The sequence below is a fragment of the Xanthomonas sp. WHRI 7945 genome (assembly GCF_035026585.1).
Genome location: NZ_JAYIQP010000006.1, coordinates 1 through 15,140, shown reverse-complemented (window position 1 = coordinate 15,140; position 15,140 = coordinate 1). Strand labels below are relative to the sequence as shown.

The following is a 15,140-nucleotide window of genomic DNA, read 5'->3' as shown; positions in this document are numbered from 1 at the left end:
GCTTTTCCGAGTCCCGAGTCCCGAGTCCCCGGTCCCGAATCCCATGCCCGTCTTCGGCCCCCGACTGCCCCGCATTTCCTTTCGTCGCCTCGACGGCATCGTGCTGCTCGACAAACCGGCCGGCATGAGCTCCAACGCCGCGCTGCAGGCGGCGCGGCGCCTGTTCCGCGCGGAGAAGGGCGGCCATACCGGCAGCCTGGATCCACTGGCCACCGGCCTGTTGCCGTTGTGCTTCGGCGAAGCGACCAAGCTGGCCGGGCTGCTGTTGGGCTCGGCCAAGGCCTACGAGGCGCAGATCGTGCTTGGGGTGACCACCGACAGCGACGATGCCGACGGCGCGGTGCTGCGCACCCGGCCGGTGCCGCCGATCGATGCGGCGACCCTGCAGGCGGCGCTGGCGCCGCTGCGCGGTCGCATCCGCCAGCGCGCGCCGATCTATTCGGCGCTCAAGCAGGGCGGCGAGCCGCTGTATGCGAAGGCGCGCCGCGGCGAGGCGATCGAGGCGCCGGAGCGCGAGGTCGAGGTGCACGCCATCGACGTGCTCGCCCACGAGGGCGAGCGCCTGCACCTGCACGTGGCTTGCGGCTCCGGCACCTATATCCGCAGCCTGGCCCGCGACCTGGGCGAGACGCTGGGCTGCGGCGCGCATATCGCCGGGTTGCGTCGCTTGTGGGTGGAGCCGTTCCGGGAGCCGCGGATGGTGACCCTGGAGCAGTTGCAGCGGCTCGCCACGCAGGACCCGGCGGCGCTGGACGCGCTGCTGCTGCCGCTGGCCGCCGGCCTGGCCGATTTCCCGCCGCTGTGCCTGGACCATGCTGCGGCGCAGCGCTTCCGCATGGGCCAACGCCTGCGCGATGCCGCCTGGGCGCCGGGCGCGGTCGCGGTGTTCGGCGCCGACGACCTGCCGCTGGGGCTGGGCCAGGTCGACGCCAGCGGGCTGCTGGCGCCGCAGCGCATGTTCAACCTGTGATCCGGCGCGCGCAGGGCGCGCCGGCGGGTCGCGGAAGGGCGGTCGGGCACGCGACCGAATCGTGACGCAGCGTTAACACCTTGTCCGCCAGGGCTGGGACCGGTACAATTCCGCGGCCTTTACGGCATCCCTGCGCTCCGGCGCAATCCTTCGCAATCGGCGAGCCAGGCGGTGCGTCATCAGCACGTTCCTGCCGGCCCCGCATCTCAGAGAAAACACACCATGTCCGTCGACACCCAGAAAGTCATCGAAGAAAACAAGCGCGGCGCCGCCGATACTGGCTCCCCGGAAGTGCAGGTGGCCCTGCTGACCGCCCGCATCGAGCTGCTGACCGGCCACTTCAAGACCCACAAGAAGGATCACCACAGCCGCCGCGGCCTGCTGCAGATGGTCAACCGCCGCCGCAGCCTGCTCGACTACCTGAAGAAGAAGGATGGCGAGCGCTACAAGGCGCTGATCGAGAAGCTCGGCCTGCGTCGCTGAGGCAACGAACCCCACCGCGGCGCAGTGATGCGCCGCGGTTTTGTTTTGGGTAGTACCGTGGCCCGGGGAATGCTCCGCGCCGCCGGCCGGATCCTCCCGGCCACCCGCCAGCGGCATGGGCCGTCAGCGGTCCATTCGAAGACAGCATCATCCAAGGAAACCCCGTGGCAAAAATCACCAAAACCTTCCAGTACGGCAAGCACACCGTCACCCTCGAAACCGGCGAGATCGCCCGCCAGGCCGGCGGCGCCGTCATCGTCAAGATGGACGACACCGTACTGCTGGTCACCGCCGTCGCCGCCAAGAGCGCGCGCGAAGGTCAGGACTTCTTCCCGCTGACGGTCGACTATCAGGAGAAGTTCTACGCCGGCGGCCGCATCCCCGGCGGCTTCTTCAAGCGCGAGGGACGTGCGACCGAGAAGGAGACGCTGATTTCGCGTCTGATCGACCGTCCGATCCGTCCGCTGTTCCCGGAGGACTACAAGAACGAAGTGCAGATCATCGCCACGGTGATGTCGATGAACCCGGACATCGACGGCGACATCGCCGCGCTGATCGGCGCCTCGGCCGCGCTGTCGCTGGCCGGCACCCCGTTCAACGGCCCGATCGCCGCCGCCAAGGTCGGCTACAAGAACGGCGAGTACATCCTCAACCCGACCGTGTCGGAGCTGAAGGATTCGCAGCTGGAGCTGGTCGTGGCCGGTACCGCCAACGCGGTGCTGATGGTCGAGTCCGAAGCGGCGCTGCTGTCGGAAGAAGTGATGCTCGGCGCGGTCACCTTCGGCCATCGCGAGATGCAGAAGGTCATCAACATCATCAACGAGTTGACCGTCGAAGCCGGCACCAAGCCGTCTGACTGGGTCGCCCCGGCGAAGAACGAAGGCATGATCGCGGCGCTGAAGGAAGCGGTCGGCGATCAGCTGGCGTCGGCGTTCCAGGTGCGCGACAAGCTGCAGCGCCGCGACGCGATCTCGGCGATCAAGAAGGACGTGCTGGCGCAGTTGACGCCGCGCGCCGCCGTGGAAGGCTGGGTCGTGGCCGACCTGTCCAAGGAATTCGGCGAGCTGGAATACCAGACCATGCGCGGCTCGGTGCTGAGCACCAAGGTGCGCATCGACGGCCGTGCGCTGGACACCGTGCGTCCGATCAGCGTCAAGGCCGGCGTGCTGCCGCGTACCCATGGCTCGGCGCTGTTCACCCGCGGCGAGACCCAGGCGATCGTGGTCACCACGCTGGGCACCGCCCGCGACGGCCAGGTGATCGACGCGGTCAGCGGCGAGTACAAGGAAAACTTCCTGTTCCATTACAACTTCCCCCCCTACTCGGTGGGCGAGTGCGGCCGCTTCGGCGCGCCGAAGCGTCGCGAGATCGGCCACGGCCGCCTCGCCAAGCGCGGCGTGCTGGCGGTGATGCCGAGCATGGAAGAGTTCCCGTACACGATCCGCGTGGTCTCGGAAATCACCGAGTCCAACGGCTCCTCGTCGATGGCCTCGGTGTGCGGCAGCTCGCTGGCGCTGATGGACGCCGGCGTGCCGGTGAAGGCGCCGGTCGCGGGCATCGCGATGGGCCTGGTCAAGGAAGGCGAGGACTTCGTGGTGCTGTCGGACATCCTGGGTGACGAAGATCACCTGGGCGACATGGACTTCAAGGTCGCCGGTACCGCCGAAGGCGTGTCCGCGCTGCAGATGGACATCAAGATCGAAGGCATCACCGAAGAGATCATGAAGCAGGCCCTGGCCCAGGCCAAGGCCGGCCGCCTGCACATCCTCGGCGAGATGGCCAGCGCGCTGACCGGCCCGCGTTCGGAGCTGAGCGACTACGCGCCGCGCCTGCTGACGATCAAGATCCACCCGGACAAGATCCGCGAAGTGATCGGCAAGGGCGGCTCGACCATCCAGGCGATCACCAAGGAAACCGGCACCCAGATCGACATCCAGGACGACGGCACCATCGTCATCGCCTCGGTCAACGCGATCGCTGCGCAGGCCGCCAAGGCGCGCATCGAGCAGATCACCTCCGACGTGGAGCCGGGCCGCATCTACGAAGGCAAGGTCGCCAAGATCATGGACTTCGGTGCGTTCGTCACCATCCTGCCGGGCAAGGACGGCCTGGTGCACGTGTCGCAGATCTCCAGCGACCGCGTCGAGAAGGTCAGCGACGTGTTGAAGGAAGGCGATCTGGTCAAGGTCAAGGTGCTGGAAGTCGACAAGCAGGGCCGCATCCGCCTGTCGATGAAGGCCGTCGAGGAAGGCGAGGGCGTGACGGCCGAGTAAGCCGTCGGCGTCATCGCTGCGAAAAAAGCGGGCTTCGGCCCGCTTTTTTTATGGGCGCGGTTGGCGGAGTGCGTTGCTGAGCGGTCGGGACGCGAAGGCCACGATCGATCCCTGTAGGAGCGGCTTCAGCCGCGACCGGGCTTTCCTGGTGAATGCCCGGTCGCGGCTGAAGCCGCTCCTACAACATCTATCCAGATCCTCTGGAGGTTCGCCGCGGGCTAGGTTTTATGGGCGGCGTGGGCGCGAAGCACGCATGCTGGCTCGGCGCTCGAGGTACCAAGGGGCGAGGAACATTGTGGGAGCGACTTCAGTCGCGACGGGCATTACTGGCACAGCCCGTCGCGACTGAAGCCGCTCCCACAACGCCGTACCAGCTGCGATACCCCGGCCGACATGCCCCGGCGAAGCTTGCAGCCGACTCAGACCGGCTCGTCGCCGGCCGCCGGATACCGCGCCAGGTGCGCCGACAGCGGCCCCGGATGCGCCAGTTGGTAGCCCTGGCCGTAGCGCGCGCCCAGCGCCTGCAGCGTGGCCAGTTCGCTCTCGGTCTCGATGCCCTCGACGATCACGCTGGCGTCGGTCTCGGCGGCGAAGGACAGGATCGCCAGCGCCAGTCGCTGGCGCCGCGGTTCGGCGTCGATGCCGCGGGTCAGGGTCAGGTCCAGCTTGATGATGTCCGGCGCCAGGTGCAGCAGGTGGCGCAGGCTGGCGAAGCCGGTGCCGGCGTCGTCCAGGGCGATGCGCAGGCCCTGCCGCTGCAGCGCGCCGATATGCTCGGACAGGCGCGGATAGTCCGGCGCCTGCAACTGCTCGGTGATCTCCAGCACCACCCGCGACAGGTCGTGGCCGTGCAGCAGCGCCTCCAGCTGCGGATGCAGCAGGGTCTGCGCGGAGACGTTGATCGCCAGGTACAGCGGCGGCGGCAGCTGCGCCAGCAGGTCCAGCGCCTTGCGTGCGGCGGCCAGTTCCAGCTCCAGCGCCAGCCCGACCTTGCGCGCGTCGTCGAACCAGCGCAGCGGCGGCAGGCCGGGATGGGACGGAAACCGCGACAGCGCCTCGACCCCGACGATGCGCCGCGAGGCCAGCGCCAGTACCGGCTGGGTCACGATCTGCAGGCGCGCGTTGGCGACCGCCTCGCGGATCCGCGTGGCGATCGCCGCCTTCTCGCGGAACGCGTGTTTCTCCGCGTCCTGCCGGCGCGCGATATCGGTCTGCAGCGCGGCGCGGTCCATCGCCAGCGCCAGGGTCGCGCCGACCAGGGTCGCCAGCATCTCCAGCGTGCGCACGTCCTGCGGGGTGTAGCTGCAGCGGTACGGCGACATCACCTTGAGCACGCCGATGCCGCGCTCGCCGTAGCGCAGCGGCGCCACCAGCATCGAGCGCAGGCCGACCTTACGGCAGGCCTCGCGATTGACCCGCGGGTCTTCTTCCGAATCGTCGCAGCGCAGCACCTGGCCGCTGCGCATGCACAGCCCAGACAGGCTGCTGCCGTTGGGCAGGCGCAGGCCCAGGTGCTGTTCGGCGACGCCGCTGGCCGACCAGTACAGCATGTCGTCGCCGTCGCGCATCTCCACCACCGCACCGGTGGAGCGGGTCAGCTCCTGCGCGCGGCGGGTCACCACGTCGACCACCTGCAGCGGGTCGCTGCCGGCTGCGGCGATCTCGCCCTGGGCGAGGATGATCCGCGACAGCAGCAAGGCGTCTTCGCTCATTGCCGAGGCGGCGGAGCCGCGCTCGGCATCGGCATCGGCAGGGCGCTGGACCCGGTCCGAAACGTCGGGTTGCTTGGTCATGTCCGGATCATGCGCCGATGGGTCGGCGCAGAGCAACGGGGCGCCCGGAGCGGTCAGCCGGGCACGGGATCGCCGCACGCGCCGGGCTGCGCCGCCGCGCGCCGGGCCGCGGCATTCAAACGGCGGTGCGGTCCTTGCGCGGCTTGCCGTACAGGCTGCGCAGTTCGTCCTTGGCCTGCTCCAGCACTTCGCGGCGCTGCGCCGGCAGCTGCTTGCCGGCACGGTTGATGTAGAAGGTCAGCATCGACATCGCCGAGCGGTAGGGACCGGTGCGGCGGCGCGCGCTCTGGTCGGCGGAGTGCTTGAGCGAACGGGCGATGGACACCGGATCGTCGCGTTCGAACACGCTGGGCGTGAGATCCAGCGCATCGCTGCTGTCGTTGATGCGCTGCACCCAGTGGGCGGTGGAAACGTTCGGGCTGCTGTGTGCCATGGACGATGCTCCTTGCTGGTGACGAAGTGGAACGAGGGCGTTAACGCAGGAACTGCGCTGCGCCGACAGTAGGCGCAGGGGTGGGAAGGCGATATGCGCTGCGCGCATGCACGCCGGCGGCATGCGTGCACGCTTCACCGCGCCCGGATGTGCGACGGGCGGCGCGGCCGATGCGTTCGAACAACGCCGGCGCGAATGCCTGCCGACGTCGACGCTGCTGTTCGATCATGCTGCCATGCCGCATGCAGGACTCCCCGAGCGAGTGTCATGTCCGTTGCGCCGATGCTGGATGCGCAAACGTGACGACGTCGACAACATAACCGCGCATCTCGGGTCTCGTGGTAGACAGTGCGATTTCCGATGAACGATTAACCGGAAACCCCTGCAAAACAGCTGCATCGCGCCTGCACGCTTGATCGGCGCTGGTAACGTCACCAGTTATCGATGGGTACGCCGTTGCCGCGATTGTCGCGTGAGACAATCGGTCGGGTCCGCTTCCGCCGGCCTTGCACCCGCTCGCAATGGCCGCGCCGCAGGAGACCGCATGTCGTTGCCGCAAGCACGCTTCCATCCCGCCGTCGCTCGCTGGTTCGAGCGCCGTTTCCCTGCGCCGACGCCGGCGCAGGCGGCCGCGTGGCCGGCGATCCAGGCCGGGCGGCATACGCTGGTGGCGGCGCCGACCGGCTCCGGCAAGACCCTGACCGCGTTTCTCGCCGCGCTCGATGCGCTGGTGCGTGAAGGCCTGCGCGAGGGCGGGCTCGCCGATCGCACCCAGGTGCTGTACGTGTCGCCGTTGAAAGCGCTGTCCAACGACATCCAGCTCAATCTCGACGCGCCATTGGCCGGCATCCGCGCCGAACTGGCCGCGCTCGGCCTGCCCGACGTGGAAATCCGTACCGCGGTGCGCACCGGCGACACGCCGCAGCGCGAGCGCGCGCAGGCGCGGCGGCGCCCGCCGCACGTGCTGGTGACCACGCCCGAATCGCTGTACGTGCTGCTCGGCTCGGTCTCCGGCCGCGACGCGCTGCGCCACGTGCGCACGGTGATCGTCGACGAGATCCATGCGCTGGCGGCGAACAAGCGCGGCAGCCACCTGGCGCTGTCGCTGCAGCGCCTACAGCAGCTGTGCGCGGTGCCGCCGCTGCGCATCGGCCTGTCGGCGACGCAGAAACCGATCGATGCGGTCGCGCGCTTCCTGGTCGGCAGCGCCGCGGTGCATGCGGGGCTGCCCGATTGCGAGATCGTCGACATCGGCTATGCGCGCGCCCGCGACCTGGCGCTGGAACTGCCGCCGACGCCGCTCAGCGTGAGCATGTCCAACGACCAGTGGCAGCAGGTGTATGCGCGCCTGGCCGAGCTGGTGCGCACGCATCGCACGACGCTGGTGTTCGTCAACACCCGGCGCATGGCCGAACGCACCGCGCGCCACCTCGGCGAGTTGCTCGGCAACGACGCGGTGGCGGCGCATCACGGCAGCCTGGCGCGCGAGGCGCGGCTGCTCGCCGAGCAGCGGCTCAAGGCAGGCCAGTTGCAGGTGCTGGTCGCCACCGCATCGCTGGAACTGGGCCTGGACATCGGCGACGTGGACCTGGTGTGCCAGCTCGGCTCGCCGCGCTCGATCGCCAGTTTCCTGCAGCGCGCCGGGCGCTCCGGCCATGCCGTCGGCGGCACCCCGAAGGCGCGGCTGTTTCCGCAGTCGCGCGACGACCTGGTCGAATGCGCGGCGCTGCTGGACTGCGTGCGCCGCGGCGAACTGGATACGCTGCACATGCTCGACGCGCCGCTGGATGTGCTGGCGCAACAGCTGGTCGCCGAGGTGGCGTGCCAGGAATGGGAAGAAGACGCGCTGTACGCGCTGGTGCGCGGCGCCTGGCCATACGCGACGCTGCCGCGCGAGCGCTTCGACGCGGTGCTGCGGATGCTCAGCGACGGCTTCAGTACCCGGCTCGGCCCGCGCGCCGGATATCTGCATCGCGACGCGGTGCACCGCCGCGTGCGCGAGCGCCGCGGCGCGCGCATGGCCGCATTGACCTCCGGCGGCACCATTCCCGAGACCGGCGACTACAGCGTGCTGCTGGAGCCGCAGGCCGAGAACATCGGCACGGTCAACGAGGACTTCGCGGTCGAGAGCCTCAGCGGCGACGTGTTCCAGCTCGGCAACGCCAGCTACCGCATCCTGCGCGTGGAGCCGGGGCGGGTGCGGGTGGAGGACGCGCGCGGCGCGCCGCCGAACATCCCGTTCTGGCTCGGCGAGGCGCCGGGGCGCAGCGACGAGCTGTCGGCCGGCGTGTCGCGGCTGCGCGCGCAGTTGGAGCAGTGCCTGGAGCAGGGCGGCGCGGCGCAGGCGCTGGCCTGGCTGCACGAGGAAGTGGCGCTGGACGCGGCCGCGGCGCAGCAGCTGGTCGACTACCTGGGCCGCGCGCGCACCGCGCTGGGTGCGCTGCCCACGCAGCGCTGCATCGTGCTGGAGCGCTTCTTCGACGACAGCGGCGGCACCCAGCTGGTGATCCACAGCGTGCACGGCAGCCGTATCAATCGCGCCTGGGGTCTGGCCCTGCGCAAGCGCTTCTGCCGCACCTTCAATTTCGAACTGCAGGCGGCCGCCACCGAGGACGCGATCGTGCTGTCGCTGTCGACCCGGCACAGCTTCGCGCTGGAGGAGGTCGCGCGCTACCTGCACCCGTCGTCGGCGCTGGAGGTGCTGGTGCAGGCGCTGCTGGAGGCGCCGCTGTTCGGCGTGCGCTGGCGCTGGAACGCGACCAACGCGCTGGCCTTGCCGCGCTTCACCGGCGGGCGCAAGGTCGCCCCGCAGCTGCAGCGGATGAAGTCCGAGGATCTGCTGGCCACGGTGTTCCCGGACCAGGTGGCCTGCGCCGAGAACCTGGTCGGCGAGCGCGAGATTCCCGAGCACCCGCTGGTCGCGCAGACGCTGCACGACTGCCTGCACGAGGCGATGGACAGCGACGGCTGGCTGCAGCTGCTGCGCGGCATCGCGGACGGCAGCGTGCGCGTGCTGGCGCGCGATCTCGCCGCGCCGTCGCCGCTGGCGGCCGAGGCGCTGGATGCGCGGCCGTACGCGTTCCTCGACGATGCGCCGCTGGAAGAGCGCCGCACCCAGGCCGTGCAAAGCCGCCGCTACCAGGATCCGGACAGCGCCGACGACCTGGGCCGGCTCGATCCGGAGGCGATCGCCGCGGTACGCGAGGAGGCCTGGCCGCAGCCGCGCAGCCGCGACGAGATGCACGAGGCGCTGGTCGCGCTCGGCGCGCTGGACGCCGCCGAAGCCGCTGCGCACGACGCGTGGCCGGACTGGCTGGCGGAACTGGCGGCCGATGCGCGTGCCACCCGGTTGCAGGGCGTCGGCAATGACGGCGCCGCGCTGTGGGTCGCGGCCGAGTCGCTGGCGCTGGTCGCGCCGCTGTATCCGCAGGCCGTGGCGCAGCCGCGCATCGCCGTGCCCGACGGCTATGCGATCGACGACTGGCAGCGCGACAGCGCGCTGCGCGAGCTGCTGCGCCTGCGCCTGGCTGCCCTGGGGCCGGTGACCGCGGCCGCGCTGGCGGCGCCGCTGCGGCTGCCGCTGCGCGAGGTGCAGGCGGCCTTGCTGGCGTTGCAGCGCGACGGCTACGTGCTGCCCGGCCGCTTCAACGCCGATGCCGGCGACGACGAGTGGTGCGAGCGCCATCTGCTGGCGCGCATCCATCGCTACACCCTGGGCCGGCTGCGCCGCGAGATCGAACCGGTGGCGCCGCGCGACTACGCGCGTTTCCTGTTCCGCTGGCAGCACCTGGACGGCGAAGGCCGGGTCGCCGGGGCCGAAGCGCTGGCCAGCGTGCTGGCGCAGCTGGAAGGCTTCGAGGCGCCGGCGGCGCTGTGGGAAAGCGAGCTGTTGCCGGCGCGGGTACGCGACTACGCCCCGGCCTGGCTGGACGAACTGTGCAGCGCCGGACGCACGCTGTGGACGCGGCTGCGCCCGGCCGCGGCCAGCGCCGGCGGCGCCGGCTCGCTGCGCAGCACCCCGATCCTGTTGTTGCCGCGGCGCAGTGCCGCGCAATGGTCGCGGCTGCTGCCGGCGGCGGCCGCGCCGGTCGCGCTCGGCTCGCGCGCGCAGAAGGTCGCCGACTACCTGGAGGCACACGGCGCTTCGTTCTTCGACGAGATCGCCGACGCCACGCGGTTGCTGTCCACCGAACTGGAAGAGGCGCTGGCGGACCTGGTGGCGGCCGGCCGCATCCACTGCGACAGCTACGCCGGGCTGCGCGCCTTGCTGGTGCCTGCCTCCAAGCGGCCCTCGGCGCTGTCGCGGCGGCGGCGCCGGGTGCCGTTGTACGGCATCCAGGATGCGGGCCGCTGGGCGCTGTTGCGCGGCGCCACCGATGGCGGCGACGCGGCCGTGCGCGGCGAGGCCATCGAACACCTGGCGCGGACCCTGCTGCGCCGCTACGGCGTGGTCTGCTGGCGCCTGCTCGAGCGCGAGGCGGCGTGGCTGCCGCCGTGGCGCGAGCTGCTGCGCGTCTATCACCGGCTGGAGGCGCGCGGCGAGATCCGCGGCGGCCGCTTCATCAGCGGGCTGTCCGGCGAGCAGTTCGCGCTGCCCGAGGCGATCGGCCTGCTGCGCCAGCTGCGGCGCCAGCCGCACGATGGCGCCTGGCTGTGCATCGCCGCCGCCGACCCGGCGAACCTGCTCGGCGGCGTGCTGCCGGGCAACCGCGTGCCGCGGGTTCCCGGCGCGCGCGTGCTGTACCGCGACGGGCTGCCGATGGCGACTTGGGTCGCGGAGCGTTTCGAACCGTTGCAGGACATGAGCGCCGTCGACAGCGCCGCGGCGCGGCAACGGCTGAGCGAGCCGGTTGCGTCGGGCACGCGCGACGCCATCGCCGCGATGCTCGCCGGCATGGGCTGACGACGCCGCAGTGAGACCCGATCGCCGCTCTCGCTCGACAAGCAGCGCGATGCCGTTCGATTGAGGTTCTTCACGTGTTGTCTACAAATTATTGTGGTGCAAATCACCATTTTTTTCGGGATTCCGGGGCGGTAATTTCCCGTTGAGAAAAGTGCGGCACTAAGCGGCAGGCATGGGCCGCGTACCTTTGCCGACCGAAGAGCCTCGCCCAGAAAGGTCCTATCCGTATTCAGCGAAGGTCCGCCGTCGCCCGCGTCTGTGCGCAATTCCGCACTTGTGGTGGCGATTAAAGGGGAATCGGGGAGCGCCGATAGCTCTCAGGCAACGGGCGATGCAGCGCTACGCAGCGCATCGCTGCAGTCCGCACGTTGATGCTCGTTTCCGAGCCCAGCAGGGTGCAACGGGAAGGACATCCGGACGCGTCGTCTTGGCGCGGTCGTTACCAAACAAATCGGGGAAGACATCATGTTGGGCAATATGAAGATCGGTATCAGGCTTACCTGCGCGTTCCTGATCGTGGCCGCCATCGGCGCCTGCATCGGCGCGATCGGCATCCGCAATTCCGGACGCATCAACGACTACGCCACGCAGTTGTACGAGCGCGAACTGGTCGGCCTGTCCAATATCAAGGAAGCCAACATCAACCTGATCTACGCCGGCCGCGCGCGCTCCAACCTGCAGCTGTCGACCACGCAAGAGGACCGTGCCAAGCACCTGGCCAGCATCGACAAGTACACCGCGAACGTGGTCGATTACGTCGCCAAGGCGCGCGTTTCGTTCAGCAGCCCGGAGTCCAAGGCCAAGCTGGCGCGTTTCGACGAGGTCTGGAAGCAGTACCTGCTGCATCGCGGCCAGTTCATCGAAAAGGTCGCCAAGGAGCCGCTGCAGGAAGCCAATCCGGAACTCATCGCGCTGTCGGCCTCGGTGCGTAGCGCCTCCGACGAGCTCGACGTGCTGATGAGCGAACTGGCCACCATCAAGGAAGCCCGCGCGGCCGAGGCAAGCGCGGAAACCGGCGCGATCCATGTCAGCGGCGCCAGGATGCTGACCGCGATCATCATTGGCGGCGTGTTGCTCGGCGTGTGCCTGGGCTTCTTCATCAGCCGCAGCGTGACCAAGCCGATCGGCAAGGCGGTGGACGTGGCCAATGCGCTGGCCGACGGCGACCTGAGCGTCGTGATCGAAACCACTTCGAAGGACGAGGCGGGCCAGCTGCTGCTGGCGATGCGGCGCATGGTCGAGAAGCTGCAGCAGGTGGTCGGCGAGGTCAACGCCAGCGCGCAGACCCTGGCCGGCGCGTCGGAGGAGGTCAGCGCCACCGCACAGTCGCTGAGCCAGGCCTCGACCGAGCAGGCCGCGGGCGTGGAGGAAACCAGTGCATCGCTGGAGCAGATGACAGCATCGATCGGGCAGAACACCGAGAACGCGCGCATCACCGACGGCATGGCCGCGCAGGCCGCCAAGGAAACCGTGGAAGGCGGCGAAGCGGTGGTCGCCACCGTGGCGGCGATGAAGCAGATCGCGCAGAAGATCGGCATCATCGACGACATCGCCTACCAGACCAACCTGCTCGCGCTGAACGCGGCGATCGAGGCCGCGCGCGCCGGCGAGCACGGCAAGGGCTTCGCCGTGGTCGCTGCGGAAGTGCGCAAGCTGGCCGAGCGCAGCCAGGTCGCCGCACAGGAGATTGGCGAAGTGGCCGGTTCCAGCGTCGAGCTGGCGGAAAAGGCCGGACGCCTGCTGGAGACCATCGTGCCCAGCATCAAGCGGACCTCCGACCTGGTGCAGGAAATCGCCGCGGCCTCGCTGGAGCAGTCCTCCGGCGTGGCGCAGATCAACTCGGCGGTGGTGCAGCTGAGCCAGACCACGCAGCAGAACGCCACCGCGTCCGAGGAACTGGCCGCGACCGCCGAGGAAATGAGTTCGCAGGCCGAGTACCTGCAGCAGTCGATGGCGTTCTTCCGCCTGGGCCATGGCGAGGCGCCGCGCCCGCCGCGCGCAGCCGACAAGCCCAGCGCCAAGGCGCTCGGCAGCAGCCGCATCGAGCCCAAGCGCGTGCGTCCGCGTGCGCCGCAGCCGGCGTACGCGATGACGGCGGGTCCGGACGAATCGCAGTTCGCCAGCTTCTGAGGAGCACGCCATGCGCGCACAACTTGGCAACGCAGCGGCCGTGCCGCTGGACGCGGATCCGGCGCTGGCGTCGGTCCCGGCGCAGTTCCTGACCTTCCAACTGGAACAGGAACTGTTCGGCCTGAACATCGACGGCATCCACGAGATCATCGAATACCGTCCGCCGACCGCGGTGCCGACCATGCCCGCCTGCGTGCGCGGCGTGATCAACCTGCGCGGCGCGGTGGTGCCGGTGGTGGACCTGCAACTGCGGCTCGGCCGCGCGCCCAGCCGCGTCACCCGGCGCAGCTGCATCGTGATCGTGACCGCAGAGGACGCCGGCACCACCCAGGCGTTCGGCCTGCTGGTCGATGCGGTCAGTGCAGTGCTGGACATCCCGGCGCAGCAGATCGAGGCGGCGCCGTCGTTCGGCAGCGGCATCCGCCAGGAGTTGCTGCAGGGCATGGGCAAGCTGGAGGACCGCCTGGTGATCCTGCTGGACCGCGCGCGCCTGCTGCGCGTGGACGACATCGCCGAGACGGCGCTGCCGGCGGCGGCCTGAGGACGAAGGAGTGCGCCGATCCCGTGGCATACACCGACGCGATGCGTGAGAGTCGGTGCATGGTCGCGATCGAAGGCTGCGCCGTGATACGCGCATCACGGCTGCCTCGCTAGTGTTTGCGGGACAGGGCATGCGCCCGCCACAGCGAGGTCCGGACCATGGCAGACAAAGACAAGCAGCAGCAGGGCAAGCAGCAAGGGATCCAGGAGGGCCGACAGGACCGGGCGCAGGACGAAGTGGCCAAGCAGCGCCCCGGTCTGGAGGACCAGAAGCTGCGCGAAGCGCACGAGCGCGGGCCCAAGTCCGACAACGACCAGGCCGGCTGAGCCGCACGTCGCGGACCGGCTGGTCCGCCAGCCTGCGGCGTGCAGGGCAACGGTGCGCTGGCATCCCGCAGGCGGCACCCCGAAGACACAAAAAAGCCCCGGAGTCGCCTCCGGGGCTTTCATCTGAAAAGTGGTGGAGCGGAAGGGGATCGAACCCTCGACCTTCGCATTGCGAACGCGACGCTCTCCCAGCTGAGCTACCGCCCCACATCAGACGCGTAGTCTAACTGGCCCGGGGCATGCGTGCCAAGAGGGCGATGCGGATCGGCGCCGGCGCGGCGTCCCAAGCGCGGCGCGAGGCGGCGGCAAGCCAGGGCGCCGCATGCGCGATCGTCGCCGCGTCCGGCTGCGGCCGAAGTAGGGAATGCGGCGCCGCATTTGGGCAACCGCCTAACGGAGTCGATATAATCGCAGGCCGAAATCCTCGTCAGACGATTTCGTCGTTCCGGATGAAATATTCCGTCCGTTCCAAATCTTTTATTCACGGGTCCTTGAAAAATGACGGAAGTTCGCAACTTGCAACAAATCGCCGAAGCCAAGGCCAAGCTGCAGGAAGAGATGCGCAAGCTGGAAGAGCAGGAGAAGCAGGCGCGCGAAGGCGAGACCAGCGCTGCGCATGCCAACGTGCTGTCGCTGCTGGAGCAGTTCGCCGAGTTCTTCAGCGCCAAGCAGCGCAACGAGATCGCCGCCTACGTGACCAGCGCCGCGCCGAAGGCCGCCAGCGCCAAGTCCGCCGGTGGTCGCAGCGAGGTCAAGCCGAAGTACCAGCTGCCGCACACCGGCGAGACCTGGTCCGGCCGCGGCCGCACGCCGAAGGCGTTCGCCGCCTGGGAAGGCACCGCCGCCTACAACGAATGGAAGGCGCGCCACCCGGATCTGAAGTTCCCGCTGGTCAAATACTGATCGGGCGAAAAAGGCCAGGTATCCCCTGGCCTTTTTTATGGGCGAGGGTTTTTACGCGGTATGGCATTGGCCGCGCTTTCGCCAGGATAAACGGAGAGGCCAGGCGATAAACGATCGCGTCCGCCATGCCGGAGAACGCTCATACGCCGGCATGGCGATCGCGTGGTACGAATATCCGCCGCCGCGCCGTGGGGCCGAGCCGTTCCACCAACATGTCGCGCAGCGCTAGGACCTGCGTGCTCGGGCGAAGGGCAGATCCTGCGTTTAGCACCTGCGGATACGTCGCGATTGCCAGGTACCTTTCGTCTGTGCTCGGGGCGACCCTGTGGGAGCGACTTCAGTCGCGACGGCTTTACCGGTAGAGCCCGTCGCGACTGAAGTCGCT

Annotated in this window: 10 protein-coding genes and 1 tRNA gene; 8 read left to right on the top strand and 3 right to left on the bottom strand. The window is 69.3% G+C overall.

Features of this window, described 5'->3' with window-relative positions:
* Positions 1-43 precede the first annotated feature (43 nt).
* From truB to pnp, 3 genes are all read left to right on the top strand, one after another.
* Positions 44-970 carry a tRNA pseudouridine(55) synthase TruB gene (truB, locus tag VDQ83_RS06575; protein WP_455434299.1) on the top strand — a complete coding sequence of 309 codons (927 nt, stop codon included), beginning with the start codon at positions 44-46 and terminating at the stop codon, positions 968-970.
* A 222-nt stretch (positions 971-1,192) separates the two neighbouring features.
* Entirely contained in the window at positions 1,193-1,453 is a 261-nt protein-coding gene (rpsO, locus tag VDQ83_RS06570; protein ID WP_104558665.1) for a 30S ribosomal protein S15, read from the top strand.
* 164 nt (positions 1,454-1,617) lie between these two features.
* Positions 1,618-3,726, top strand: coding sequence for a polyribonucleotide nucleotidyltransferase (gene pnp, locus VDQ83_RS06565; protein WP_455434298.1), 2,109 nt, complete (start codon positions 1,618-1,620; stop codon positions 3,724-3,726).
* A gap of 419 nt (positions 3,727-4,145) precedes the next feature.
* Here the strand turns inward: pnp and VDQ83_RS06560 are convergent, their stop codons facing one another.
* Positions 4,146-5,519, bottom strand: a complete 1,374-nt coding sequence (locus tag VDQ83_RS06560; RefSeq protein WP_455434297.1) for a sensor domain-containing phosphodiesterase — start codon at positions 5,517-5,519, stop codon at positions 4,146-4,148.
* 115 nt (positions 5,520-5,634) lie between these two features.
* On the bottom strand, positions 5,635-5,952 hold the full coding sequence (locus VDQ83_RS06555) for a DUF3175 domain-containing protein (RefSeq protein WP_263397885.1): 318 nt from the start codon (positions 5,950-5,952) through the stop codon (positions 5,635-5,637).
* A gap of 544 nt (positions 5,953-6,496) precedes the next feature.
* Here VDQ83_RS06555 and VDQ83_RS06550 point away from each other — a divergent pair.
* From VDQ83_RS06550 to VDQ83_RS06535, 4 genes are all read left to right on the top strand, one after another.
* Positions 6,497-10,855 carry a DEAD/DEAH box helicase gene (locus VDQ83_RS06550; protein ID WP_455434296.1) on the top strand — a complete coding sequence of 1,453 codons (4,359 nt, stop codon included), beginning with the start codon at positions 6,497-6,499 and terminating at the stop codon, positions 10,853-10,855.
* A gap of 465 nt (positions 10,856-11,320) precedes the next feature.
* The gene (locus VDQ83_RS06545) at positions 11,321-12,985 is read left to right on the top strand and encodes a methyl-accepting chemotaxis protein (RefSeq protein WP_263397888.1); all 1,665 of its coding nucleotides are present in this window, start codon (positions 11,321-11,323) and stop codon (positions 12,983-12,985) included.
* Positions 12,986-12,995: 10 nt separating this feature from the next.
* Complete coding sequence (locus tag VDQ83_RS06540) at positions 12,996-13,526, top strand: chemotaxis protein CheW (RefSeq protein ID WP_263397889.1); 531 nt, start codon at positions 12,996-12,998, stop codon at positions 13,524-13,526.
* A gap of 158 nt (positions 13,527-13,684) precedes the next feature.
* A complete protein-coding gene (locus tag VDQ83_RS06535) occupies positions 13,685-13,852 on the top strand; it encodes a hypothetical protein (RefSeq protein WP_455434295.1) in 168 nt (55 codons plus the stop codon).
* A 131-nt stretch (positions 13,853-13,983) separates the two neighbouring features.
* Here the strand turns inward: VDQ83_RS06535 and VDQ83_RS06530 are convergent.
* Positions 13,984-14,059: transfer RNA gene (locus tag VDQ83_RS06530), tRNA-Ala, on the bottom strand.
* A 291-nt stretch (positions 14,060-14,350) separates the two neighbouring features.
* Between VDQ83_RS06530 and VDQ83_RS06525 the strand changes: the two genes are divergently transcribed.
* Positions 14,351-14,755 carry an H-NS histone family protein gene (locus VDQ83_RS06525; RefSeq protein WP_263397891.1) on the top strand — a complete coding sequence of 135 codons (405 nt, stop codon included), beginning with the start codon at positions 14,351-14,353 and terminating at the stop codon, positions 14,753-14,755.
* Positions 14,756-15,140: the final 385 nt, after the last annotated feature.

What these genes read in the sequence shown, in the direction of transcription:
- VDQ83_RS06535 (WP_455434295.1), top strand. Translation starts at nt 13,685, where the DNA reads ATGGCAGACAAAGACAAGCAGCAGCAGGGCAAGCAGCAAGGGATCCAG.
- VDQ83_RS06555 (WP_263397885.1), bottom strand. Translation starts at nt 5,952, where the DNA reads ATGGCACACAGCAGCCCGAACGTTTCCACCGCCCACTGGGTGCAGCGC.
- VDQ83_RS06560 (WP_455434297.1), bottom strand. Translation starts at nt 5,519, where the DNA reads ATGACCAAGCAACCCGACGTTTCGGACCGGGTCCAGCGCCCTGCCGAT.
- truB (WP_455434299.1), top strand. Translation starts at nt 44, where the DNA reads ATGCCCGTCTTCGGCCCCCGACTGCCCCGCATTTCCTTTCGTCGCCTC.
- VDQ83_RS06525 (WP_263397891.1), top strand. Translation starts at nt 14,351, where the DNA reads ATGACGGAAGTTCGCAACTTGCAACAAATCGCCGAAGCCAAGGCCAAG.
- VDQ83_RS06550 (WP_455434296.1), top strand. Translation starts at nt 6,497, where the DNA reads ATGTCGTTGCCGCAAGCACGCTTCCATCCCGCCGTCGCTCGCTGGTTC.
- VDQ83_RS06540 (WP_263397889.1), top strand. Translation starts at nt 12,996, where the DNA reads ATGCGCGCACAACTTGGCAACGCAGCGGCCGTGCCGCTGGACGCGGAT.
- rpsO (WP_104558665.1), top strand. Translation starts at nt 1,193, where the DNA reads ATGTCCGTCGACACCCAGAAAGTCATCGAAGAAAACAAGCGCGGCGCC.
- VDQ83_RS06545 (WP_263397888.1), top strand. Translation starts at nt 11,321, where the DNA reads ATGTTGGGCAATATGAAGATCGGTATCAGGCTTACCTGCGCGTTCCTG.